At 68.0% G+C, this 22,490-nt stretch carries 20 protein-coding genes and 2 riboswitches; of the genes, 12 read left to right on the forward strand and 8 right to left on the reverse strand.

What is annotated here, in order from left to right:
* Window positions 1-97 precede the first annotated feature (97 nt).
* The 5 genes from G406_RS52475 to G406_RS58620 form a co-directional block, all read right to left on the reverse strand.
* Window positions 98-661 carry a carbonic anhydrase gene (locus G406_RS52475; RefSeq protein ID WP_245607367.1) on the reverse strand — a complete coding sequence of 188 codons (564 nt, stop codon included), beginning with the start codon at window positions 659-661 and terminating at the stop codon, window positions 98-100.
* A gap of 97 nt (window positions 662-758) precedes the next feature.
* Window positions 759-1,262, reverse strand: coding sequence for a hypothetical protein (locus G406_RS57535; RefSeq protein ID WP_156935372.1), 504 nt, complete (start codon window positions 1,260-1,262; stop codon window positions 759-761).
* Window positions 1,225-2,175 (reverse strand): cation diffusion facilitator family transporter, encoded by a 951-nt coding sequence (locus tag G406_RS0138455; protein WP_028937976.1) that lies wholly within the window; start codon window positions 2,173-2,175, stop codon window positions 1,225-1,227. The genes G406_RS57535 and G406_RS0138455 overlap by 38 nt, the downstream gene beginning before the upstream one ends.
* A gap of 897 nt (window positions 2,176-3,072) precedes the next feature.
* The gene (locus G406_RS52480) at window positions 3,073-4,161 is read right to left on the reverse strand and encodes an RNA polymerase sigma factor (protein ID WP_425414675.1); all 1,089 of its coding nucleotides are present in this window, start codon (window positions 4,159-4,161) and stop codon (window positions 3,073-3,075) included.
* A complete protein-coding gene (locus G406_RS58620) occupies window positions 4,116-4,322 on the reverse strand; it encodes a hypothetical protein (RefSeq protein WP_037080735.1) in 207 nt (68 codons plus the stop codon). The genes G406_RS52480 and G406_RS58620 overlap by 46 nt, the downstream gene beginning before the upstream one ends.
* A gap of 346 nt (window positions 4,323-4,668) precedes the next feature.
* A riboswitch (cobalamin riboswitch) is annotated at window positions 4,669-4,898 on the forward strand.
* Between the two features lie 116 nt (window positions 4,899-5,014).
* Here G406_RS58620 and G406_RS0138470 point away from each other — a divergent pair.
* From G406_RS0138470 to G406_RS59590, 7 genes are all read left to right on the forward strand, one after another.
* Complete coding sequence (locus G406_RS0138470; protein WP_028937978.1) at window positions 5,015-7,888, forward strand: ribonucleoside-diphosphate reductase subunit alpha; 2,874 nt, start codon at window positions 5,015-5,017, stop codon at window positions 7,886-7,888.
* The gene (locus G406_RS0138475) at window positions 7,885-8,985 is read left to right on the forward strand and encodes a ribonucleotide-diphosphate reductase subunit beta (protein WP_037080737.1); all 1,101 of its coding nucleotides are present in this window, start codon (window positions 7,885-7,887) and stop codon (window positions 8,983-8,985) included. The genes G406_RS0138470 and G406_RS0138475 overlap by 4 nt, the downstream gene beginning before the upstream one ends.
* A gap of 19 nt (window positions 8,986-9,004) precedes the next feature.
* Window positions 9,005-11,086 (forward strand): M13 family metallopeptidase, encoded by a 2,082-nt coding sequence (locus G406_RS0138480; protein ID WP_211241391.1) that lies wholly within the window; start codon window positions 9,005-9,007, stop codon window positions 11,084-11,086.
* Between the two features lie 42 nt (window positions 11,087-11,128).
* Window positions 11,129-11,380 carry a type II toxin-antitoxin system Phd/YefM family antitoxin gene (locus G406_RS0138485; protein WP_028937981.1) on the forward strand — a complete coding sequence of 84 codons (252 nt, stop codon included), beginning with the start codon at window positions 11,129-11,131 and terminating at the stop codon, window positions 11,378-11,380.
* A complete protein-coding gene (locus tag G406_RS0138490) occupies window positions 11,377-11,769 on the forward strand; it encodes a type II toxin-antitoxin system VapC family toxin (RefSeq protein WP_028937982.1) in 393 nt (130 codons plus the stop codon). Before G406_RS0138485 ends, G406_RS0138490 begins: the two co-directional genes overlap by 4 nt.
* A 49-nt stretch (window positions 11,770-11,818) precedes the next feature.
* Window positions 11,819-12,037, forward strand: a riboswitch (cobalamin riboswitch).
* A 114-nt stretch (window positions 12,038-12,151) separates the two neighbouring features.
* A complete protein-coding gene (metE, locus tag G406_RS0138495) occupies window positions 12,152-14,404 on the forward strand; it encodes a 5-methyltetrahydropteroyltriglutamate--homocysteine S-methyltransferase (RefSeq protein WP_028937983.1) in 2,253 nt (750 codons plus the stop codon).
* A complete protein-coding gene (locus G406_RS59590) occupies window positions 14,401-14,784 on the forward strand; it encodes a GntR family transcriptional regulator (RefSeq protein ID WP_051343246.1) in 384 nt (127 codons plus the stop codon). The genes metE and G406_RS59590 overlap by 4 nt, the downstream gene beginning before the upstream one ends.
* Window positions 14,785-14,819: 35 nt before the next feature.
* Here the strand turns inward: G406_RS59590 and G406_RS59225 are convergent, their stop codons facing one another.
* The 3 genes from G406_RS59225 to G406_RS0138515 all read right to left on the reverse strand — a co-directional run bounded on the left by G406_RS59225 (window position 14,820) and on the right by G406_RS0138515 (window position 17,515).
* The gene (locus G406_RS59225) at window positions 14,820-15,575 is read right to left on the reverse strand and encodes an MgtC/SapB family protein (protein WP_028937984.1); all 756 of its coding nucleotides are present in this window, start codon (window positions 15,573-15,575) and stop codon (window positions 14,820-14,822) included.
* A gap of 503 nt (window positions 15,576-16,078) precedes the next feature.
* Window positions 16,079-16,687, reverse strand: a complete 609-nt coding sequence (locus G406_RS0138510) for a TetR/AcrR family transcriptional regulator (protein ID WP_028937985.1) — start codon at window positions 16,685-16,687, stop codon at window positions 16,079-16,081.
* A gap of 45 nt (window positions 16,688-16,732) precedes the next feature.
* Entirely contained in the window at window positions 16,733-17,515 is a 783-nt protein-coding gene (locus G406_RS0138515) for an SDR family oxidoreductase (protein ID WP_028937986.1), read from the reverse strand.
* A gap of 152 nt (window positions 17,516-17,667) precedes the next feature.
* Here G406_RS0138515 and G406_RS0138520 point away from each other — a divergent pair, with 152 nt between their 5' ends.
* From G406_RS0138520 to G406_RS0138540, 5 genes are all read left to right on the forward strand, one after another.
* Window positions 17,668-19,116, forward strand: a complete 1,449-nt coding sequence (locus tag G406_RS0138520) for a flavin-containing monooxygenase (RefSeq protein WP_245607368.1) — start codon at window positions 17,668-17,670, stop codon at window positions 19,114-19,116.
* 40 nt (window positions 19,117-19,156) lie between these two features.
* Window positions 19,157-20,023: an alpha/beta fold hydrolase gene (locus G406_RS0138525; protein ID WP_028937988.1), complete on the forward strand. Its 867-nt coding sequence runs from the start codon at window positions 19,157-19,159 to the stop codon at window positions 20,021-20,023.
* 178 nt (window positions 20,024-20,201) lie between these two features.
* Complete coding sequence (locus G406_RS54995) at window positions 20,202-20,897, forward strand: GntR family transcriptional regulator (RefSeq protein WP_156935373.1); 696 nt, start codon at window positions 20,202-20,204, stop codon at window positions 20,895-20,897.
* Between the two features lie 88 nt (window positions 20,898-20,985).
* Window positions 20,986-21,666 (forward strand): GntR family transcriptional regulator, encoded by a 681-nt coding sequence (locus G406_RS0138535; protein ID WP_028937990.1) that lies wholly within the window; start codon window positions 20,986-20,988, stop codon window positions 21,664-21,666.
* 93 nt (window positions 21,667-21,759) lie between these two features.
* Window positions 21,760-22,455, forward strand: coding sequence for a GntR family transcriptional regulator (locus G406_RS0138540; protein ID WP_028937991.1), 696 nt, complete (start codon window positions 21,760-21,762; stop codon window positions 22,453-22,455).
* Window positions 22,456-22,490: the final 35 nt, after the last annotated feature.

A 22,490-nucleotide genomic window follows, 5' to 3' on the forward strand; every position in this document is an offset into this window, starting at 1 on the left:
CTGCGGGTCCTTGGGCCTAGGAATATGCCCGGGAGGTCCGTCGAATTCGTTTCGCGGCGATGAAGTTTGTGTAGCCGAGTCGTGTGTCGTGTTGTTGTCAGAGTTGGGCGAACGATGGCGCATGTGCGTCTCCCGTCCAGTGGGACACCGAGCCGGTGCCGATGTCGTAGAACCAGCAGTGCAGTTGCAGATCGCCGCTGTCGACGCGTTGGCGGACGGCGGGAATTTCTTGCAGTGCGGTGAACTGGTTGAGCAGATGGAGCTGTTCGAGCTGCTCCTGTTCGGCTGCCTCGGCGGTGGGGCCGGACAGCCCGGCGAGCCAGCGGCCCAGTGTGGGCAGCGTGTCGGAATCGACGCCGCCGCTGGTCAGCGCGGCAACGGCGCCGCAGTGCCGGTGCCCGCACAGCACGATGTTCGGCACCTGGAGTACCGCGACGGCGTACTCGATCGTCGCGATCTCACTGGTCGGGTGCTCGACGGTCGGAATGACGTTTCCGGCCGTGCGCAGTTCGAACAGCTCACCCGGACCGGCGCCGAATATGGCGGTCGGAACAATCCGTGAATCTGAACATCCGATGAACATCGCCGCCGGGGATTGGCCTTTCGCCAATTCCTGCCGACTGGGATCGTCGGTGCTGCTGTGGGCGCGCGCGTGCGCCACGAGGTCCTGGAAGGACACGTGTGGTATCTCGCTTTCAGGTTGTTAGGGAGCGAAACCTGCGGGTGACTCCGTCCGAAAGGACGGAAGCGCGCAGGAATCAGCTACGAAACACCTGAAGAGCGGCGGGAGTGCGCGATGCGGTGAGAGCGGGCACGGCTAATGCTTCGTGCCACGGCGCGGGAGTGCGGTGTTGTTGACTCGGGTAATCAACGACCACGCCCTGATGTGACTGACAGGGCGAGCTCTCGACCATCATCGACCGGGCATTCGCCCAGTGTGAGCAGTGCGGATGGTTACCGGGAGCAGGGTATTCGTGCTGCTTGTGGTCCGCGCTCGTCGCCTTCGTCGTGAAGGCGACCTCAACTGTCGCCACCACCGGACTGATCGCGGTGGCGGGGTTTACTGGGTCGTCGATGGCTGCGCCGAACAGCGACAACAGCATCAGAACGAGCACCACTGGTGTCGCGGTCAGGCGTCGACAAAGCGACGTCGAACTCGCGTTAATTGTTCGGCCCCTCCCCGAGAGTTTCTGGTCGAACAGAAGCAAGTCTACCCAAAGTTGGTCAGTGGTGGTGGGGCTCGTTGCGGTGAATGGGGCCATGGGTGTTCCTGTGGTGTGCCTCGGCCATCGGAAGCGAGGTGCACCCCTCGGGCGCGATGGCCCCTTCGACGCACGCGTGGTCGACCTGCAGGGTGGTGTGTGTGATGCCGTAATCGCTGCTGAGCAGCAGTTCCAGCGATCTCCGCAGCGCATGACAGTCGCTTCCCGGCGTCACCAGAACGTGCGCCGACAGCGCGGTTTGGCCCGAGGTGATCTGCCACACGTGAAGATCGTGCACCTCGTCGACGTCGGTCTGCCCCACCAACCGATCGCCGAGCGCGTCAGGATTTACGCCAGCCGGTGCGGCCTCGAGGAAGATCCGGCCGGAATCCCGGACCAGGCCGAGACCTGCCTTCACCATCAGCGCGACGACGATGAGCGACGCGATGCCGTCCGCCCTGGTGAACCCGGTGAGCAGGATGACCAGCCCGGCCACCGCGGTGGCGATGAACGCGAACAGGTCGTTGAGCACGTGCTGGAACGCGCCCTCGACGTTGAGACTCGACCGGTTCGCCTTGCTGATCGCCCACGCCGCGAGCACGTTGACCACGATGCCGACGAGCGCGGTGACCAGCACCAGTCCACCCTCGACCGGCGGCGGCTCGATCAACCGATGGATCGCCTCGTAGGTCAGCCAGAGCGCGAGCAGCAGCAGTGTCAGCCCGTTGGCCATCGCGGACAGGATTTCGGCACGTTTGAGGCCGTAGGTGAAGATGCCCTTGGCCGGGCGTGCGGCGAGCTTCATGGCGAACAGCGCGAGCACGATGGAGGCGGCGTCGGTCAGCATGTGCGCGGCGTCGGACAGCAGTGCGAGCGACTGCGCGATGATGCCGACGACCACCTCGACCGTCATGAAGCCGGCGATCAGGGCGAGCGCGATGCTCAGCCAGCGGCGGTCCGCGTTCGGGGACATGGCGTGGCCGTGTCCATGCCCGTGTCCGTGGTCTTCACCCACGCGAGCTACCCCCTTAGTGGTAACACATGCGCATGATTGCATGTGTTCTCTTGTTGTCGAGCGTAGCGCACATCTTGGCTCGTGAGTGTGCTTGGTCGGGGTGATCATCCCCGCTGGCTTTCAGTGTGCTTGGCGTGGCCGCCCGCTCTCAACCCCCGGCTTCGCCGGCCTCGCGCGGGTTCGTGGTTGCGCGTAGTTCGGGGGCGAGGTTTCAGGGTTGACAGCGGGCGGCCACGCCAAGTGCTTGGCCAGGATCGCGGGGAAGGGGCAGGTGTGCGTGCATGCCGTTGGTGGTGGCGGGCCGATGGCGCTGTCTGTGCGCATTGGGCTGCGCCCTCGCGCGTTGCGTGTAGTCCCAGGAGTCTCTGTGGTCGCTTTTGTCACGCCTCGCAGAGCTTCGTGTTGCGTCGCAGATGTTGCAGTGTCTGCGATGCGACGTGAGCCTCTGCGAGGTCCCCGACACGTTACGCGTGTGACAGGTGGGGTGTCGTCGCTGGCTTTGCACACCTACGTGCTGGGTCGCACATGTCCGGACGTGTGCGAGGCAGCACGTGGATGTGCAAAGTCGGCCGCGATGGGGTGGGTGTGACTGGTGGGGCGACCGAGGAGCCTCGGACGGGTGCACGAAAGGGGCGCGGCGCAGCCGTGACCAACACAAGCGCCGCAGAGCTCCCCTTCCCCCGCGATCCTGGCTAAGCACTTGGCGTGGCCGCCCGCTGTCAACCCTGAAACCTCGCCCCCGAACTACGTGCAACCAGGAGCCTGCGCGAGGCCGGCGCCAGCCGGGGGTTGAGAGCGGGCGGCCACGCCAAGCACACTAAAAAGCCAGCGGGGATGCACCCCCCCGGGACAAGATCAGCTCAGATAGCCCTGAAGCGCCTGGCACCGAGCAGGATGACGCAACTTCGCCATCGTCGTCGACTCGATCTGCCGGATACGCTCCCGCGTCACGCCGTACACGTGACCGATTTCGTCCAACGTACGTGGCCGACCATCGGTCAGCCCGTAACGCAACCGGACGACCCCGGCCTCCCGCGCGGACAACGTCTCCAGGATCGACTGCAGCTGCTCACGCATCAGTCCGAACGCGACCGAGTCGATGGCGACCACCGCTTCGGTGTCCTGCAGCAGGTCGCCGAGCTGACCGCCGTCGCCCTCCTCGCCGATCGACTGGTCGAGCGACAGCGGCTGGCGGGCGTACTGCTGGATCTCCACGACCCGTTCCGGGGTCACGTCGACCTCGACGGCCAGCTCCTCCGGAGTCGCCGGACGGCCCAGCTCCTGCAGCAGCTCACGCTGGATTCGGCCGAGCTTGTTGATGATCTCGACCATGTGGACCGGCAACCGGATCGTGCGTGCCTGGTCGGCCATGGCGCGGGTGATCGCCTGGCGGATCCACCAGGTGGCGTAGGTGGAGAACTTGTAGCCCTTGGCGTAGTCGAACTTCTCCACCGCGCGGATCAGGCCGACGTTGCCTTCCTGGATCAGGTCGAGGAAGGCCATGCCACGGCCGGTGTAGCGCTTCGCAAGTGAGACGACCAAGCGGAGGTTCGCCTCGAGGAGGTGGTTCTTGGCGCGTTCGCCGTCGCGGACCATCCAGCGCAGCTCGCGCCGCAGCTCGGTGGAGGTCAGGCCGGATGCGGTCGTCGCGGCGCTCGCGGTGTCGCTGCGTAAGCGCTCGGCGGCGTACAGGCCGACCTCGATCCGTTTGGCGATCTCGACCTCTTCGACCGCGTTGAGCAGGCCGGTTCGCTTGATCTGCAGCAGATATGCCCGGATCGGGTCGGCAGGGGCCGCCGAGGCGTCGTCCCTGATCGCCCTGCGCTGCGCAGGTGTCAGCGGTGCACCGTCCTCGCCGCTGAGGACGGTGTCCGTGCTGTGCGCGGTGCTGATGCTGATCAGACCACTTCGCGGGCGAGCCGCAGGACCGAGTTGTCCACCCAACCCTTGGTGTCGATGCCGTGCGAACTCGCGCGGTCGAGTAGATCCATCAATCGCGCGCCGTGTGCGTGAATTTGGGAGGTGTTGTCCTCGAGCACGGCGGACGCCATCCGTTCCTGGGCGTCGTCTACCTGCTCGCGCAGTGTTGCCTGAAATCCGCTCACTACTTCCACCTCTCTATCACCCTCGGGCCGGGCAGTGACCGGCGTTTACCAACTGTCGTTCTCGTCCCGCGGACCCTGCGCAGGGCGTATTTGCTTATGCCACAGCCACCGGCAAATACCGAATTTCTTGATTCGACATGAACGGATGGCGAACTGTGGTTGAAGTCAGATAGTCCGCGATGCGCACCGTGCACGGCGTGGAAAACATGACAGCTACCACCCCAACGTAACACGCTCCTCTGTCACCGGTCCATGGCTGAGAGTGGTGGATTCAGCCGGTCGAGGGACTCCAGTCGGGGCGACACGCCCCCGCATGTAGTGGTGCGTTGGTCACTAAAGCGCAAGATGTAGGGTCTGCAGCGTTGGTGGTTCGTGGTCCACGGCACTCACGTGGATCACGTGGCAACAGGGAACCCGGTGAGAGTCCGGGACTGCCCCGCAGCGGTGAACGGGTACGACCGCCGTCATCAAGCACTGGGTGCGCGCGCACCTGGGAAGCGACGGTCAGTAGGTGGCGTGTGTGCACAGCACGCCGAGCCCGTGAGTCCGAAGACCTGCCATCGACGGGTGCGCCGCCGGCGCGCTCAGGGTCAGTGGTCCCGTGGGAGGACCGCCACCGAACTGTCGGTGCGCTGTGTTCCCCTGTCGCTGACTCGCCACAAGGCAGCGAACTCGTGAGGAGTAGCGCCGACATGACGGCTACCCAGGAACAGGCGCCCCCGCGCCCCCGACCGCGTGACACCGAGATTCCGGTCGTCAAGCGCAACGGTGAGACGACCGCGTTCGACTCGACCAAGATTTCCTCTGCCCTGACCAGGGCGTTCCTCGATGTCGAGGGCACCGACGCCGGTTCGTCGAGCCGGGTACGCGCGGTCGTGGCCGAGCTCACCGAGGCAGTCGAGCTGGCCCTGCTGCGGCACGCCGGGCCCGACCGGGCGCTGCACATCGAGGACATCCAGGACCAGGTCGAGCTGGCGCTGATGCGCGGTGGGCAGCACCAGGTGGCCCGCTCGTACGTGCTGTACCGCGAGGAGCACGCGAAGGCGCGCGCCGCGTCCGGGCCGAGCACCCCGGTCGACCCCACCCAGCCCACGGTCCGGCTCGCCGACGGCACCTCCGCGCCGATCGACGTCGCCCGGTTGGAGCGGATCATCGCCGAGGCCTGCGAGGGTCTGACCGGCGCGGACGCCGATCGGGTGCTGTCGGAGACCCGCAAGCTGCTCTACGACGGCATGAGCACCGACGAGCTCGACCAGGCGCCGGTGCTCGCCGCCCGCGCGCTGGTGGAGACCGACCCGGACCACTCGTTCGTCAGCTCCCGGCTGCTGCTGGACCTGCTGCGCCGCGAGGCGTTCAGCGCGCTCGGCCTCACCCCGCCGGCCGACCAGGCGGAGACCGCCAGGCGCTACCCCGAGTACCTGGCCGCCTACCTGCGCCGGGGCATCGAGCTGGGCCAGCTCGACCCCGCGCTCGCCGAGTTCGACCTGGACCGGATCACCTCGGTCGTCCGCCCCGAGCGTGATCTCGACTTCGGTTTCCTCGGCCTGCAGACGCTCTACGACCGGTACCTGCTGCACTCCGGCGGCAAGCGCTACGAGCTGCCGCAGGCGTTCTTCCTGCGGGTCTCGATGGGTCTGGCGCTGCGCGAGATCGACCGGGAGACGCGGGCGTCGGAGTTCTACGGGCTGCTGTCGGTGTTCGACGTCATGTGCTCGACGCCGACATTGTTCAACGCCGGTACCACCCGGCCGCAGCTGTCCTCGTGCTTCCTCACCTCGATCCCGGACGATCTGCCCGGCATCTTCGGTGCGATCAGCGACAACGCGCTGCTGTCGAAGTACGCGGGTGGGCTGGGCAACGACTGGACGCCGGTGCGCGGCATCGGCGCGCACATCAAGGGCACCAACGGCGAGTCCCAGGGTGTCGTGCCGTTCATGAAGATCGCCAACGACACGGCGGTCGCGGTGAACCAGGGCGGCAAGCGCAAGGGCGCGGTGTGCGCCTACCTGGAGACCTGGCACATCGACGTCGAGGAGTTCCTCGACCTGCGTAAGAACACCGGCGACGACCGGCGGCGTACGCACGACATGAACACCGCGAACTGGGTGCCGGACGAGTTCCTGCGCCGGGTCCGGGCGGACGCCGACTGGACGCTGTTCTCCCCGGACGAGGCCCCTGACCTGCACGATCTGTACGGCGACGAGTTCACAGAGGCCTACCATGCGCACGAGGAGGCCGCCGCGCGCGGCGAGCGCACGGTGTTCCGGACGGTGCGTGCGGTCGATCTGTGGCGGCGCATGCTGACCATGCTGTTCGAGACCGGGCACCCGTGGATCACCTTCAAGGATCCGTGCAACGTGCGGTCCCCGCAGCGCCACGCCGGTGTCGTGCACTCGTCGAACCTGTGCACCGAGATCACCCTGAACACCACGGGCGGGACCGCCGGTCGCTCGGCAGACGAGGTCGCGGTGTGCAACCTCGCCTCGGTGAACCTGGCCAGGCACGTCACGGCGAACGGGATCGACACCGAGCGGCTTGCGCGCACCGTGCGCACCGCCGTCCGCATGTTGGACAACGTGATCGACATCAACTTCTACACGATCCCCTCGGCGCGCCGGTCCAACCTGCGGCACCGCCCGGTGGGTCTGGGGCTGATGGGTCACCAGGACGCGCTCTTCACCCTGCGCATCCCGATGGCCAGCGAGAAGGCCGTGGAGTTCGCCGACGAGTCGATGGAGCTGATCAGCTACCACGCGATCTCGGCGTCGTCCGATCTCGCGGCCGAGCGCGGCCGGTACGACTCCTACCTCGGTTCGCTGTGGAGCCAGGGCGTGCTGCCGATCGACTCGGTCGAGCTGCTCGCCGCCACCCGCCGCGACGGCGAGCTGGAGCTGGACCGCACGCAGCGCCTCGACTGGGACGGGCTGCGGTCCAAGGTGCTGGCCCAGGGTATGCGGAACTCGAACGTCATGGCCATCGCGCCGACCGCGACGATCGCCAACATCACCGGGGTCAACCCGTCGATCGAGCCGCTCTACCGCAACCTGTACGTCAAGTCGAACATGTCCGGCGACTTCACCGTCGTCAACGAGCACCTGGTCAGGGACCTGGCGGCGCGTGGGCTGTGGGACCAGGTGATGGTCGGCGACCTGAAGTACTTCGACGGTGCGCTCGGCGAGATCGAGCGGGTGCCCGCCGAGCTGAAGGAGCTGTACGCCACCGCGTTCGAGATCGACAGCAAGTGGCTGATCGAGGCGGCCGCGCGCCGGCAGAAGTGGCTCGACCAGGCGCAGTCGCTCAACCTGTACCTCGCCCAGCCCAGCGGCCGGGCACTGGACGCGCTGTACCAGCTGGCCTGGGTGCGCGGCCTGAAGACGACCTACTACCTGCGTTCGCAGGCGGCCACCAGGGTGGAGAAGTCCACCCTGGCCACGACCGACGGCCGCCTCAACGCGGTCGCGCCCGCCGCGGTCGCCGCCGCTCCCAAGCCGGTGGACACCGCCCCGGTGCTGGTGGAGGGTGCCGCCTGCTCGATCGACGACCCGGACTGCGAGGCCTGCCAGTGAGCCTGAACTTCGACGACCCCACCCCGGCCGCCGCCGCGGAGGTGGTCGACCCGACCGGCCTCGGCGTCATCGAGCGTGGGGCGTCCCGCGTGGACGTCAGCGACAAACGCATGATCAACGCCCGCGCGGACGTCAACCAGTTACTCCCGCTCAAGTACCGCTGGGCGTGGGAGAAGTACCTGTCCGGGTGCGCGAACCACTGGATGCCGTCCGAGGTGTCCATGCAGGCGGACATCTCGCTGTGGCGCTCGCCGGACGGGCTGACCCCGGACGAGCGGCACATGGTGAAGCGCAACCTGGGCTTCTTCGCGACGTCGGAGTCGCTGGTGGCGAACAACATCGTGCTCGCGGTGTACCGGCACCTGACCAACCCGGAGTGCCGTCAGTACCTGTTGCGCCAGGCGTTCGAGGAGGCCGTGCACACGCACACCTTCCAGTACATCTGCGAGTCGCTCGGCCTGGACGAGGGTGAGCTGTTCAACGCCTACCGCGAGGTGCCGTCGATCACCGACAAGGCGGCGTGGGCGCTGAAGCACACCCAGAGCCTGGAGGACCCGGACTTCCGCACCGGCACCACGGCGGCTGACCAGGCGTTCCTCCGGGACCTGGTGGCGTTCTACGTCGTGTTCGAGGGCATGTGGTTCTACACCGGGTTCGCCCAGATCCTGGCGCTGGGCAGGCGCGGGAAGATGGTGGGCATCGCCGAGCAGTACCAGTACATCCTGCGCGACGAGTCGATCCACCTGAACTTCGGCGTCGACGTGATCAACCAGATCGCGGCGGAGAACCCGCACCTGTGGACCGACGCGTTCCGCGCCGAGATCCGCTCGATGCTCGCCGAGGGCTGCGAGCTGGAGATCGCCTACGGCCGCGACACCCTGCCCCGGGGGATGCTCGGCCTGTCGGCGGACTCGTGTGAGCAGTACATGCGGTTCATCGCCGACCGCCGCTGCGCGCAGCTGGGTCTGGCCCCGCTGTTCAACGCGGGGGAGAACCCGTTCGGCTGGATGTCGGAGTCGATGGACCTGACGAAGGAGAAGAACTTCTTCGAGACCAGGGTGACCGAATACCAAACCGGCGGAACGCTCGTCTGGTAACCGCTCGTGAGTGTTGAGTATGGCCAGAGCCATACTCAACACTCACGACGAAGGGCTGGTGTACATGCGGCGGCAGGTCGTTGCGCTGGGTGTTGTTGCGGTTGTTGCGTTCAGCTCGGCGTGCGGCAGTCAGCCGCCACCGCCACCGCCGCCCCCGAGCTCGGGGTTGGATCTCGCCGGGTTCGACCGGAGCGTGCGGGCGCAGGACGACCTGTTCGAGTTCGCCAACGGTGGCTGGCTGAAGAACACGCCGATCCCGGCGGACCGCTCCGAGTACGGCACCGACACCATGCTCGCCCTGCGCGCCGGGGAGAACCAGCGCGACCTGATCCAGCAGGCCGGGGCGAACACCGAGGCGCCGGCGAACTCCGACGAGCGCAAGATCGGCGATCTGTACGCCAGCTTCATGGACACCGGCCGGCTCGACAGGCTGCGCGCCGACTCGTTGACCCCGGACTTCGCCGCCGTCGACCGGATCAGCAACCCGGCGGACCTGGTCCGCCACCTCGGCGCGATCCAGCGGGCCGGTGCGTCCAACCCGATCGGGCTGAGCGTCAACCAGGACGCCAAGGACGCGACCGCGTACATCACCGAGATCTCCCAGAGCGGCACGTCACTGCCGGACCGCGACTACTACCTGTCGACGGATCCGGGCATGGTCGCGCTGCGCGACAAGTACCGGGCGTACACCGCGAAGATGTTCGGCCTCGCCGGGTTGCCCGACCCGGACGGCAGCGCCGCGCGGATCCTGGACCTGGAGACCAAGCTCGCGCAGGCACAGTGGACCGAGACGGCCAACCGGGACGCGGTCGCCACCTACAACAAGTTCGCCGTCGCGGACGCCACGAGGACGACCGGGCTGGACTGGGCCGCCTACCTGGACGCGGCCGGAATCCACCAGCCGAACCTGGTGATCGACCAGCCCAGCTACTTCACCGCGCTCAACGGACTGCTGTCCAGCGTGCCCCTCGACACCTGGAAGCAGTACCTCAAGTGGCACCTGCTCGAGGACTACGCGCCGTGCCTGAGCGACGACTTCGTCACCACGTCGTTCGACTTCACCGGCAAGGTCCTGGGCGGCAAGGAGCAGAACCAGGAGCGGTGGCGGCGCGGGGTGGCCGCCGTCAACAGCGTGCTGGGTGAGGCCATCGGCAAGCTGTACGTGGCGAAGTACTTCGCGCCGGAGACCAAGCAGCGCGCCGAGGCGCTCGTGGGGAACCTGCTCGACGCCTATCGCGACTCGATCGACAAGCTCGACTGGATGACCCCGGCGACGAAGGTCGCGGCGAAGGAGAAGCTGTCGAAGCTCACCGTGAAGATCGGCTACCCGGACCGCTGGCGTGACTACTCGTCGCTGGTGATCAAGCGGGACGATCTGGTCGGCAACCTGCACCGGGCGCGCGAGTTCGACCACCAGTACGCGATCGACAAGCTGGGCAAGCCGATCGACCGCGAAGAGTGGGACATGACCCCGCAGACGGTCAATGCCTACTACAGCCCGTCGATGAACGAGATCGTGTTCCCGGCCGCGATCTTGCAGCCGCCCTACTTCGACGCGAAGGCCGACGACGCGGTCAACTACGGCGGGATCGGTGCGACGATCGGCCACGAGATCAGCCACGCGTTCGACGACCAGGGCAGCAAGTACGACGCGTCGGGCAACCTGCGTGACTGGTGGACCCCGGCCGACGGGCAGGCGTTCGCGGCAAAGACCGGCGCGCTGGTCTCCCAGTTCAACGCCTACGAACCGCTGCCCGGCACGCACATCAACGGCCAGCTCACTCTCGGCGAGAACATCGCGGACCTGTCCGGGCTGGTCGTCGCGCACCGCGCCTACCTGAAGGCCCTGGACGGCAAGCAGGCTCCGGTGCTCGACGGGTTCACCGGTGAGCAGCGGTTCTGGCTCGGCTACGCGCAGTCCTGGCGGGGCAAGAGCCGCGACGAGGCGACGCGGCAGCAGCTGCTCGCCGACGAGCACAGTCCGGTGAAGTTCCGCACGAACGGCCCGGTCAGCAACGCCGACCCGTTCTACCAGGCCTTCGACCTGCATCCGGGCGACAAGCTCTACCGCCCCGACACCGAGCGTGTCCGCCTCTGGTGAGTGGCGATGCTACGATTGCTACATTCGCCGATGAGGGGCCCGATGGCGCGAACGATCCCGCACCGAGAGTTGCGGAACAACAGCAGTGCGATCCTGCGCGAAGTGCAGGCGGGGGAGACCATCGAGATCACCAACCATGGTGAGGTCGTGGCCATCCTTGTGCCCCCGGCTCGTCGGCCCAGTTCGCTGCCGTGCCGGGAGCCCCGCGCCAAGGGCAGGTTCTCGGACCTGCCGAGGGTCCGTATGGATCATCCGGTCCAGGAGACACTCGACTACCTTCGCGGTGATCGTTGACGGTCTACATCGAGACGTCCGCGGCGGGCAAACTGCTCTTCGACGAGGCTGAGTCTGTCGCGCTCGGTGCGTATCTCGACCAGCAACGGGACGATGGCGTCAACGTGGTGTCGGGTGCGTTGCTCGAAACGGAGCTTCGGCGGATCGCCATCCGGGATGGGCTGAGTCAGGCAGCGGTGACCGACATACTCGACCTGTTCTACCTGTACACACCAGACCGTGCTGTGTATGCGCAGGCCGGCCTACTGCCGAGTACACACCTGGGGAGCCTCGACGCGTTGCACATCGCGGTGGCGATGCGGCTGGAAGCCGACGCGATGGTCACGTACGACCTCCGCCAGGCGGAGGCGGCCCATGCGGCCGGGTTACAGGTGGTCGCTCCGAGCTGATGTCGTGACGGCATGCACTGATGGCTACGTGTGAGGCGCCGGTTCCGGTTAGGCTGGGGGTACTGGTGGTTCACCGGGCAGCTGTTGTGTGCTCGGTGAGGCAAGAGGGAACCCGGTGCGAATCCGGGACTGCCCCGCAGCGGTGAGTGGGAACGACCGCCGTCAACAGCACTGGGCCACACCAGGCCTGGGAAGCGACGGCCAGTAGGTCCGCCTGGGAAGGCGGGTGCCCACGAGTCCGAAGACCTGCCACCGGCGCGCGCACCACCGGTGCGCGGACGTTCGTGACCTCGTGGGTGGGTCGAGCGGACTCTCGGGCCATGCCTGGTTTCTGCCTCCCACGGGTAAGCGGACGACACCGCACGCTCGCGAGGAGAGAGCAGTGACCGAAACTGCACCGCTGGGTCCCACAGTGCTGGGCTACCCCCGAATCGGACCGAAGCGAGAGCTCAAGCGCGCTGTCGAGAGCTACTGGGCCGGCAAGTCCGACCTCGATGCACTGCGCCACGCCGCCGCCGAGCTGAGGCGCACCACCTGGACCGAGCTGTCCGAGGCCGGCCTCGGCTCCGTACCCGGCAACACGTTCTCCTATTACGACCAGGTACTGGACGCGGCGCTCACGGTCGGGGCGGTCCCTGACCGGTTCGCCGAGCTGAACCTGCGGGACGAGGATCTGCTGTTCGCCATGGCACGGGGCACCGAGGGTGTCCCGGCGATGGAGCTGACGAAGTTCTTCGACACCAACTACCACTACCTGGTGCCCGAGCTGGGGCCGGACACGAACTTCGAGCTGTTCGACCGCAAGCCGGTGCGCGAGTACCTGGAAGCGGTCGGCGTCGGCGTCCAGACGCGTCCGGTGCTGCTCGGCCCGGTGACGTTCCTGCTGCTGGCCAAGGCGCGGGCGGGCGCTCCCGACGGGTTCGTCCCGCTGGACCTGCTGGACCCGCTGCTGGAGGTCTACGGGCAGCTGCTCGGCGAGCTCGGGGCCGCCGGTGCACAGTGGGTGCAGCTGGACGAGCCGGCGTTCGCCGCCGATCGCACCGAGGAGGAGCTCGCCGCGCTCGACCGCGCCTACCGGTACCTCGGGCAGCTGACCGAGCGGCCTCGGCTGCTGGTCGCCGGGTACTTCGGCAACATCGGCCCGGCGCTGCCGGTGCTCGCGGCCGGCCCGGTCGAGGCGATCGCGCTGGACCTGGTGACCAACCAGAGCGACCTGGACGCGGCCGCGGGGCTGCCCCAGCTGCGGGACAAGACGCTCGTCGCGGGTGTGGTCGACGGGCGCAACATCTGGCGGACCGACACCGACACCGCGCTGGCGAGGGCCGCGACCCTGCTGGGGGTCGCGGGCCGGGTCGAGATCGGGACGTCCTGCTCGTTGCTGCACGTGCCGTACGACGTGACGGTGGAGACGGGGCTCGACCCGGACGTGGCGCGCCGGCTGGCGTTCGCCAAGCAGAAGGTCGCCGAGGTGGTGTCGCTGTCCCGCGCGCTGCGCGAGGGCCGTACCGACGGGACCGAGTCCTACACCAAGCCGGGACGCACCGCGGCCGACGACCGCACGAGCGCCAGGCTGGAGCGCCTCGGCACCGACCACTACCGGCGCGGCACCGCGCAGCAACGGATCGCGGCTCAGCAGGAGCGGCTGCGGCTGGGCCCGATCCCGACCACGACGATCGGGTCGTTCCCGCAGAACTCCCAAATCCGGGCCGACCGAGCCGCGCACCACGCCGGCACGCTCGACGATGCCGAGTACGAGCGACGCATGCGCGCCGAGATCGAGCGGGTGGTGCGGCTGCAGGAGGAGATCGGTCTCGACGTGCTGGTGCACGGCGAGGCGGAGCGCAACGACATGGTGCAGTACTTCGCCGAGCACCTCGACGGCTTCGCCACGACCGACCTCGGCTGGGTCCAGTCCTACGGATCCCGCTGCGTGCGGCCACCGATCCTGTACGGCGAGGTGTCCCGGCCGGAGCCGATCACGGTCGCCTGGAGCACGTTCGCCCAGGGACTGACCGACCGGCCGATGAAGGCCATGCTGACCGGCCCGGTCACGATCCTGGCCTGGTCGTTCGTGCGCGACGACCAGCCGCTGGGCGTCACCGCGCGCCAGGTCGGACTGGCGCTGCGCGACGAGGTGCACGACCTGGAGGCCGCCGGGCTGCGGATCATCCAGGTCGACGAGCCCGCGCTGCGCGAGCTGCTGCCGCTGCGAGAAGCCGACCGGCCGGCCTACCTCGACTGGTCGATCGACGCGTTCCGGCTGGTCACCGGCGGTGTGGCAGATTCGACCCAGATCCACACCCACCTGTGCTACTCGGAGTTCGGCGCGGTGGTGGACGCGATCGACGCGCTGGACGCCGACGTCACGACGGTCGAGGCGGCGCGGTCGAAGATGGAGGTTCTCGACGACCTGGGCAACGCCGTCAAACGTGGCCTCGGGCCGGGGGTGTACGACGTGCACTCGCCGGACGTGCCGGAAGCGGGCGAGATCTCCGACCTGCTGCGCGCCGCGGTGAAGTCGGTGCCGAGGGAACGGCTGTGGGCCAACCCGGACTGCGGGCTCAAGACACGCGGTGAGCGGGAGGTGGTCGCGGCGCTGCGGAATCTGGTGGCCGCCGCGAAGGCTGTGCGGTGACCGTTCTCGACGGGTGGCGGCCGGTTCACAAGCCGCGCACCCACGAGCTGGTGCTCGCCCAGATCGAGCAGCGCATCCTGGACGGCAGGCTGTCACCGGGCGATCGGCTGCCCGCTGAGCGGGACCTGGCCGAGCAGCTCGGGGTGAGCCGGTCCGGCGTGCGGGAGGCGCTGCGCGTGCTGGAAGCGCAGGGTGTCCTGCGTGACGGAATTGTGGTCGGTGAGCAGACCGAGGCGCTGGCCACGCTGTTCCGGTTGCAGCTGCCGCTGGCCGGGGTCACGTCCGCCGAGGTGGCCGCGGTCCGTGCCCGGCTGGACCAGTGGTCGGGCGAGCTCGGGGACAACGCCCTGCTGCAGGCCCTTCGCCGCGCCCTGAGATAAGCCGTGAGTGATTTGGGCTGCCCCGGCAGCCCAAATCACTCACGGGTCAGTTCGGACTCCTCGTCGGGGTGAGCGGCGGAGACGGCGAGGACGCCGTCGATCTCGGTCAGCTCGGCGGCCAGATCGGCGTAGCTGTGCGGGCCGTGCAGCGTGATCAGGACGGACACGGCATGCCGGTCGTGCGGCTCCGGCAGATCGATCCACTGGTCCAGCGGCTCACGGTAGGTCTGGGTGGACAGCCGCGCGATGACCCAGCCGCGTGCCGTGCAGGTGTTCAGAATCTGCCGCAACAGACCGCGGCCGTCCTCGTAGGCGACCTGAACATGCTGGTCACGAGGCTGGGTCCGGCTCAGGTACTTCGAAAGCGGCGCGAACCCGTACAGCACGACGAAGTACCCCACGGTGGCGACCAGCGCGAGTATCGGAAGCCCCGCGCCCGCCGCCATCCCAACGGCGGTGGTCAACCAGACGGCGGCGGCGGTGGTCAACCCGCGCACCATGTCCCGCCGGACGAAGATCAACCCACCGCCGATGAACCCGATCCCGGACACGATCTGCGCGGCCACCCGGGACGGGTCCAACACGATGTGCTCGCCCAGCACATCGGTGAACCCGTACTTGGACACCAGCATGATGAGCGCGGCGCTGAACCCGATCAGCGTGTGCGTGCGCAGTCCCGCGCTCTTCTGCCGAAGCTCCCGCTCCAGCCCGATGGCGGCGGACAGCACCAACGCAATGACCAGCTCAACGATCTGGGCCCACCCCTGCCCGGTGGGCTCGCCAAGCCACACTGTTTCTCCTCCTGCCGGCTTTTCGCGCGTCCAAGTTTCCGGTCGGGACCCCTCGTCGGCTTCGCCTCGAGGGGCCCGCGACCGGAAACTTACGGCGGCTTCGCCGTTCGCTTCGCTCCGGGCTTCGCTGCCGTCGCTGACGCGCGGTTGTCTGGTCGCTTTCTGCTTCGCCTGGTGCGTTCTTTGCAGTGCTTCGCACTGAACCCCCTTCGGGGAGACTCGCGGAGCGGAGTTGGCTTCGCTCGGAACCTCGTGTGGGGAGAGTCGTGGAGTGGAGTTGGCTTCGCTCGGAACCTCGTGTGGGGAGAGTCGTGGAGTGGAGTTGGCTTCGCTCGGAACCTCGTGTGGGGAGAGTCGTGGAGTGGAGTTGGCTTCGCTCGGAACCTCGTGTGGGGAGAGTCGTGGAGTGGAGTTGGCTTCGCTCGGAACCTCCTGTGGGGAGAGTCGCGGAGCGGAGCCGGGTCGCTCGCGACTCCCTCGGGAGACTTGCGGAGCCATTTTTACTACAGGGTGCGCCGCTTGGCAGGTCCCTGAGGCAGCAGTGCCAGCGCCTGGTCGGCTGTTGCGGTGAGCAGAGAACCGCTCACGCCGCCCTTTCCTAGCGCCTCCAGGCCGCGCAGCACCGCGAGTAACAGGCCGGCTAGTGCCTCGGCGTCGGCGGTGGAGGAGAGGGCGCCGTCGCGCTGGGCCTCCCGCACGCAGTCGGTCAGGGCCGCGTGCAGGTCGGTGAACGCGACCGAGGCGCGCGACGCCACCTCCGGGTCGGTGGCGGCCAGCTCGGCGGTGCTCTTCGCCATCATGCAACCCCGCCGCTCCATGTCCGAGGCAACGGCGGCCGCCACCTCCCGCACGTGCGTGGCCAGCCGCTCGTAGGCATCCCCGGGCCCGCTCAGCCGGCGACGGATCTCGCCGACGGTCTCGGTGCAGTACTCGCCGAACGCCCGCAGGTACAGCGTGTGCTTGTCACCGAACGCGCCGTACAGGCTGCCCCGGCCCAGACCGGTGACCCTGGTCAGGTCGTCGAGCGACGTGCCGGCGTACCCGGCCGACCAGAACTGATCCCGGACCGCGCGCATCACCCGCGCTTCGTCGAACTTCCGAGGCCGTGCCACGAACCCACCCTACGCCTTTATGTACCAGGCGATCCATAATGGGGATCAGCCCTGCGGGAAACCTCCGCCGTCCACGGTGAAGGTGCGGCCGGTGGTCCACGAGGCCCGGTCGGAGACCAGGAACGCGACCATCTCGGCGATGTCGTCCGGCTGTCCGATGCGGCCGAGCGGGGTGCCGGCGACCAGCTCGTCGGGTGTCACGCCGACCGCTTCGGCAATGTGCTCACGGGCCAGGTCCGCGCCGGGGGTCGTGACGTTGCCGGGCAGCACCGAGTTGACCCGGATGCCGTACGGGGCCTGTTCGAGCGCGAGACCCCTGCTGTAGGTGTTCAGCGCCGCTTTGGCCGCCGCGTAGTGCAGGAACGGCCCGGTCGGGTCGAGCACGACGGTCGACGAGATGTGCACGATGGCGCCGGACCGCCGCTCCCGCATGCCGGGTAGCACGGCGGCGTCCAGCCACACCGAGGACAGGAAGTTGATGTCCAGGGCGTCCTGCCACTCGCTCGCCGGGATGTCCGGGGTGCCGCCGGCGTGCACGCGCGCCGCTCCGGCGTTGTTGATCAGGATGTCCACGCCGCCGAGCCGCTCGACGGCCGTACGGGCCAGCTGGGCGACGGCTTCGGGGGTGCGCACGTCGGCCGCGACGAACTCCGCCCCCTCGGGGGTGTCGGCGGTGGCGGAGCGGGCCGTGGTCAGGACGGTCGCGCCCGCCGCGAGCAGCCTGCGGGTGATGGCGGCCCCGATGCCCCGGGAACCGCCGGTGACCAGGGCGCGGCGGCCCTGGAGCTCGAGCGGGTGGTCGGTGGCGGGGAGTGTCTGCGTTGTCATGACCCCACTGTGCGCCGTAATGGACCACTTAGTCAATAACTGTGACGCAGGTTTCTGTCTGAACGGTCCATAACCTGTCGTGTGTTGTGCTCCTCGGATGGGGAACCTACGGTCGAAACACTGTTGTCGATACGAATGTGCTGGTGGACGCGGTGCGCATAGCCATAATCGGGGCGGGCTTCGCCGGGCTGGGCATGGCCGTGCGGCTCAAGCAGGTCGGGATCGACGACTTCGTCATCCTGGAGCGGGCGCAGGACATCGGCGGCACCTGGCGGGACAACAGCTACCCGGGCTGCGCGGTCGACGTGCAGTCGCACCTGTACTCGTTCTCGTTCGCGCCCAACCCGGACTGGAGCCACGTCTACGCGCCGCAGGCCGAGATCTGGGACTACATCCAGACGATCGCACGCCGCCACGCGGTCCTGCCGCACGTCCGCTTCGGTCACGAGGTCGTCGGCGGCGAATGGGACGAGTCGGCGCAGCACTGGGTGCTGCGGACCACGAAGGGCGAGGTCCGCGCGCAGTTCGTCGTGTCGAGCATGGGCCCGCTGTCCAACCCGATGGCGCCGGACATCCCGGGGCTGGACACGTTCGCCGGTCACACGTTCCACTCCGCGCGCTGGGACCACGACCACGAGCTCGCCGGTAAGCGCGTGGGGGTGATCGGCACCGGGTCCTCGGCCGCCCAGTTCGTCCCGGAGATTCAGCCGGAGGTCGGCCGGTTGACGGTGTTCCAGCGCACCGCGCACTGGACGTTCCCGCGCCGCAACCGCGCCATCACCGCGACCGAACGCAGGCTCTACCGTCGCGTGCCGTTGCTGCAGAAGCTGGCCAGGGCGCGGCAGTACCTGTTCCGTGAGCTCATCGCGTTCGGCTTCCTGCGCAACGGTCGATCCCGGTTCCTCGAGGCGATCGCCACGCAGCGGCTGCGCCGGCAGGTTCCCGATCCGGAGCTGCGCGCGAAGCTCACGCCGGACTACGCGCTCGGGTGCAAGCGCATCGTGGTCACCGACGACTTCCATCCCGCCCTGGCCAGCCCGAACGTCGACGTGGTCACCGAGTCGATCAGCGAGGTCGTCCCCGAGGGGGTGCGTACCGCCGACGGCGTGGTGCACGAGCTGGACACGCTCATCCTGGGCACCGGATTCGAGGTGATGCCGGTCGCCGATCCGCTGTGTGGCCGCGACGGCGTCCCACTGGCGAAGCGCTGGGCGCAGCGGCGCGCCGCTTACCTGGGCACGACGGTCTCCGGCTATCCCAACTACTTCATGCTCGTCGGCCCGAACACCGCGACCGGGCACACCTCGGTGCTGTTGTACGCGGAGGCGCAGATCGAGTACGTGATCCAGTGCGTGCAGCACCTGCGGCACACCGGCGCCGACTCACTCGACGTCCGCCCCGAGGTCCAGGACGCGTTCGTCGCCGACATCCGGGAACGGCTGAAGGGCACGGTGTGGACCGGCGGCGGTTGCGCCAGCTGGTACCTCGACCCCGACGGTGGTTCCTCGGTGCTGTGGCCGGGCTTCACCTGGCAGTTCCGCGCCGCGCTCCGGCGCTTCGACCCTGCCGACTACCGGCTTCACTCCGTGGCCACCCCGTGAGTGTTGCGGCCGCCTATGGCCGGTCGCAACACTCACGGTCATGACTCGGATCAAGGCCGGAGCGGTCGCGCTGGAGTACGAGGAGTTCGGGAGCCCGGACGCCCCGCCGATGTTGCTGATCATGGGCCTCGGCGGTCAGCTGATCGACTGGCCGGTCGCGTTCTGCCAGGGACTGGTGGCCGAGGGGTTCCGGGTGATCCGGTACGACCATCGGGACACCGGCCTGTCCGACGGGCTCGACGGCGACGGGGCTCCGGACCTGGCGGCGGTCACCGCCGGGACCGCCGAGGTGCCGTACGGGCTGAGTGATCTGGCGGCCGACGCCGTGGGCCTGCTCGATGCGCTTGGGATCCGTAGCGCGCACGTGGTCGGCGGCTCGATGGGTGGCATGATCGCACAGCTGTTGGCGGCTCAATACTCCGATCGGGTGCGTAGTCTGGTCTCGATCATGTCGACGACCGGGAGTCCGACCGTCGGCAGGTCCGCTCCCGAGCTCGTCGCCGCGTTGACCGCTTCGTCGGTGGGCGGCAGGGAAGCGGTCATCGAGCAGGCCGTCTCGATGTTCCGTTCCATCGGATCCGCCGGTGTCCCCGAGGAGGAGATCCGGGCGGTGGTCGCTGCCCGATACGACCGCGCCCACCGGCCCGACGGGGTGGCTCGACAGCTCGCCGCCGTGGTCACCGCCGGCGACCGCACGACCATGCTCGCCGAGGTCACGGCGCCGGCGATGGTCATCCACGGCGAAGCGGACCGGCTGGTCGACATCAGTGGTGGACGTGCGACCGCGCGGGCGATCCCGGGCGCTGAGTTCGTCTCGATCCCGGGCATGGCCCACGATCTGCCGAAGGTGGCGTGGCCGCGAATCATCGCCGCGATCGCCGCAACCGCCCGGCGGGCGGGCCTGTGACCCAGGTCTCGGCCGGCCGAGTCGAATTGTGAGAAGTGATAGCAGAAATAGTCCGAACACGCACGAATGTGACACCAGAGAAATATGGGAAGAGAGTGCTAAAAGCTACTTATCAGTAGACTAAATTGAAAGCTCAAGATGCTTGGGATGACGGGCGTGAACTGGGTAAGGTGCCTGAGTGGCCGAGTCCGCACCCGTCTACTCACTCGCACCCGCGCGTGCGCTGAAGAGTTTTGTCGCCGAGACGGCACGGGCAATCAATGCCGGGCGAATGCTGCCGGGCAAGGTGCTCGAGCTGGAACAGACCTGCGACGAGCTGGGAATCCCACTGGCGAAGCTGCGTCACGGTCTGCAGGATCTGGAGATCGAGGGGTTGATCCTCGACGCCGGGCCCGGCCGGGTGGTGGTCGCGCCGCTCGACTCCGGTCGGCTGGACCGGGTGTTCAGTCTTCGTCGGGCGCTCGAGCCGGAAGTGCTGTGCAATGCGTGCCGGACCTCGCCGGTCGTCAACTTCGACGATCTGCGCGACGCGACCAGGAACCTGTCGACCATCGACTGGCGCTTCGACGAGGTCTTCTCCTCGGTGCAGCGGGTGTTCCTCGACTTCGTCGTCCCGACCGTGTCGCCGGTGGAGTTCAACGTCGTCCAGGAGTTGCTGGGGATGAGCGAACGCTCCGCGCGGATCGGATTCAGCGAGGTGCGTCGCAGCTATCCAGCTGACGTGGAGATCCTCAACGAGCAGTGCTGGGAGCTGGTGGGCGCGTGCCAGGCGCGCAGCGTCGCCGGTGTCCGGGAGGCGGACGAACGGTTCCTCGAGCTGATCGAGGACGTATCCCGCCAGGGTGTGCGGGCGGTCGAGTCGCTCTCCGCCTGACCGGGGCTGGCGTGCCGGATGCTCGCTTCCGGCGATATCTCGGATAAAGGATATCGCGGATACCGTATCGTCCGGTTAGGTTGACGCGATGAACGGGATCGCTTCGGTGTCGAGTCTGGGGTCGCGGCGTTCGGTGAAGGCGTTCGTCGAGGAGACCGGGCTGGCGATCAGGTTCGGGCGGCTTCGTCAGGGCACCGTGCTCGATCTGGCGCGGGCCGCCGACGACCGCGGTGCGCGGGTGGCGACCGTGCGAGGCGCACTGCGTGGGCTGGAGTTCGACGGGATGCTCGTGTTCGAGGGGGCGGCTCGTGCTCGGGTCGTCCCGGTCGACGGTCGCCGGCTCGACAGGGCTTTCCAGCTGCGGCGGGCGCTCGAACCGCACGCGGTGGCCAGGGCGTGTCGGGCGACGGTCGACGGGTTCGATCGGCTCGGGGCGAGGGTCGACGACATCCATCGCTGCGACTGGTTGCGTGAGGAGCACGCCGCTGTTCAGCAGCAGCGCGACTACGTCGCACTGCTGACCCACGGGCTGCCGGCTGTCGAGGCGGCGGCTCTCGAAGAGCTGTGCCTGATCGTCGATCGGGGCTGGCGCATCGGCTACCGGGAGCTCCGCCGGTGCCGTCCGTCGGACGCGGACCTGCTGTACGACGGCCTGCTCGGGGTGATCGACGCGTACCGGTCGCGCAGTGACGCGGGGGTTCGGGAAGAGGGTCTGCGCTATCTGGATCTGCTGGAGGACGTCGCGCACCACGGTCGCCGATCGGGATGAGCGGTAGTGCGCGCCGGGACGTTTGACCGTGCAATCATGTTATAGGTTGTACGATACTTGGAATTACAAGAATCCGCCGGTAAAGTCACCGCCGTGACGGGGCCGGCGCGCATCTATTCCCTGGGGTCCGTGCGGGCGGTGAAAAGGTTCGCCGAACGCACGAGCTGTGCGATCAGGTCGGGCCGTCTGCTTCCCGGTCGGGTCCTCGAACTGAACCGTGAGTCCGAGGAGCTGCGGCTTCCGGTAGCCACGCTGCGGCAGGCACTGCGGCCCCTGGAGTCCGAGGGGTTGCTGTATTTCGACGGCCCGAGCCGGGTGGTTGTCGCGGACCTGGACGTCCGCCTGTTGGATCGGGTGTTCGCCGTCCGTCGCGCCGTCCAGCCCGAGGTGTTCGCCGAGGCCGCGTTGGTGTCCCCACTGGGAACGTTCGACGCGGTCCGTGTGGTGACCGAGGGTTTCACCGTCGTCGACTGGCGTTCCGACGAGGCCTACACGGTCCTGTGGCAGACCTTCAGCGACTTCATCGAGCCGGTGATCTCGTCCTTCGAACTCAGCTTGCTCACCGAGTTCGAGGTGATGTGCGAACGCAGTCAGCGGATCGGGTACGACGAGCTCTGTCGGCTCTATCCCGGTTCCGTGGGAGATCTCGTGAACGGCTACCGCGAGCGGGTCGACGCTTGTCGGATGCGGAGCGTCACTGCCGCCCGGGACGCTGAGCTGCGGTTTCTGAATCTCGTGGAGGACGTGGCCCGGCTGAGTGTCGGGGTCGCGCGGATCGCGTCGATCTGACCGAACCATTGACATGATGAAAAGCTTCATTATGC

This window comes from Actinospineispora spinosispora DSM 44797, from assembly GCF_000429025.1.
Taxonomy (GTDB): domain Bacteria; phylum Actinomycetota; class Actinomycetes; order Mycobacteriales; family Pseudonocardiaceae; genus Pseudonocardia; species Pseudonocardia spinosispora.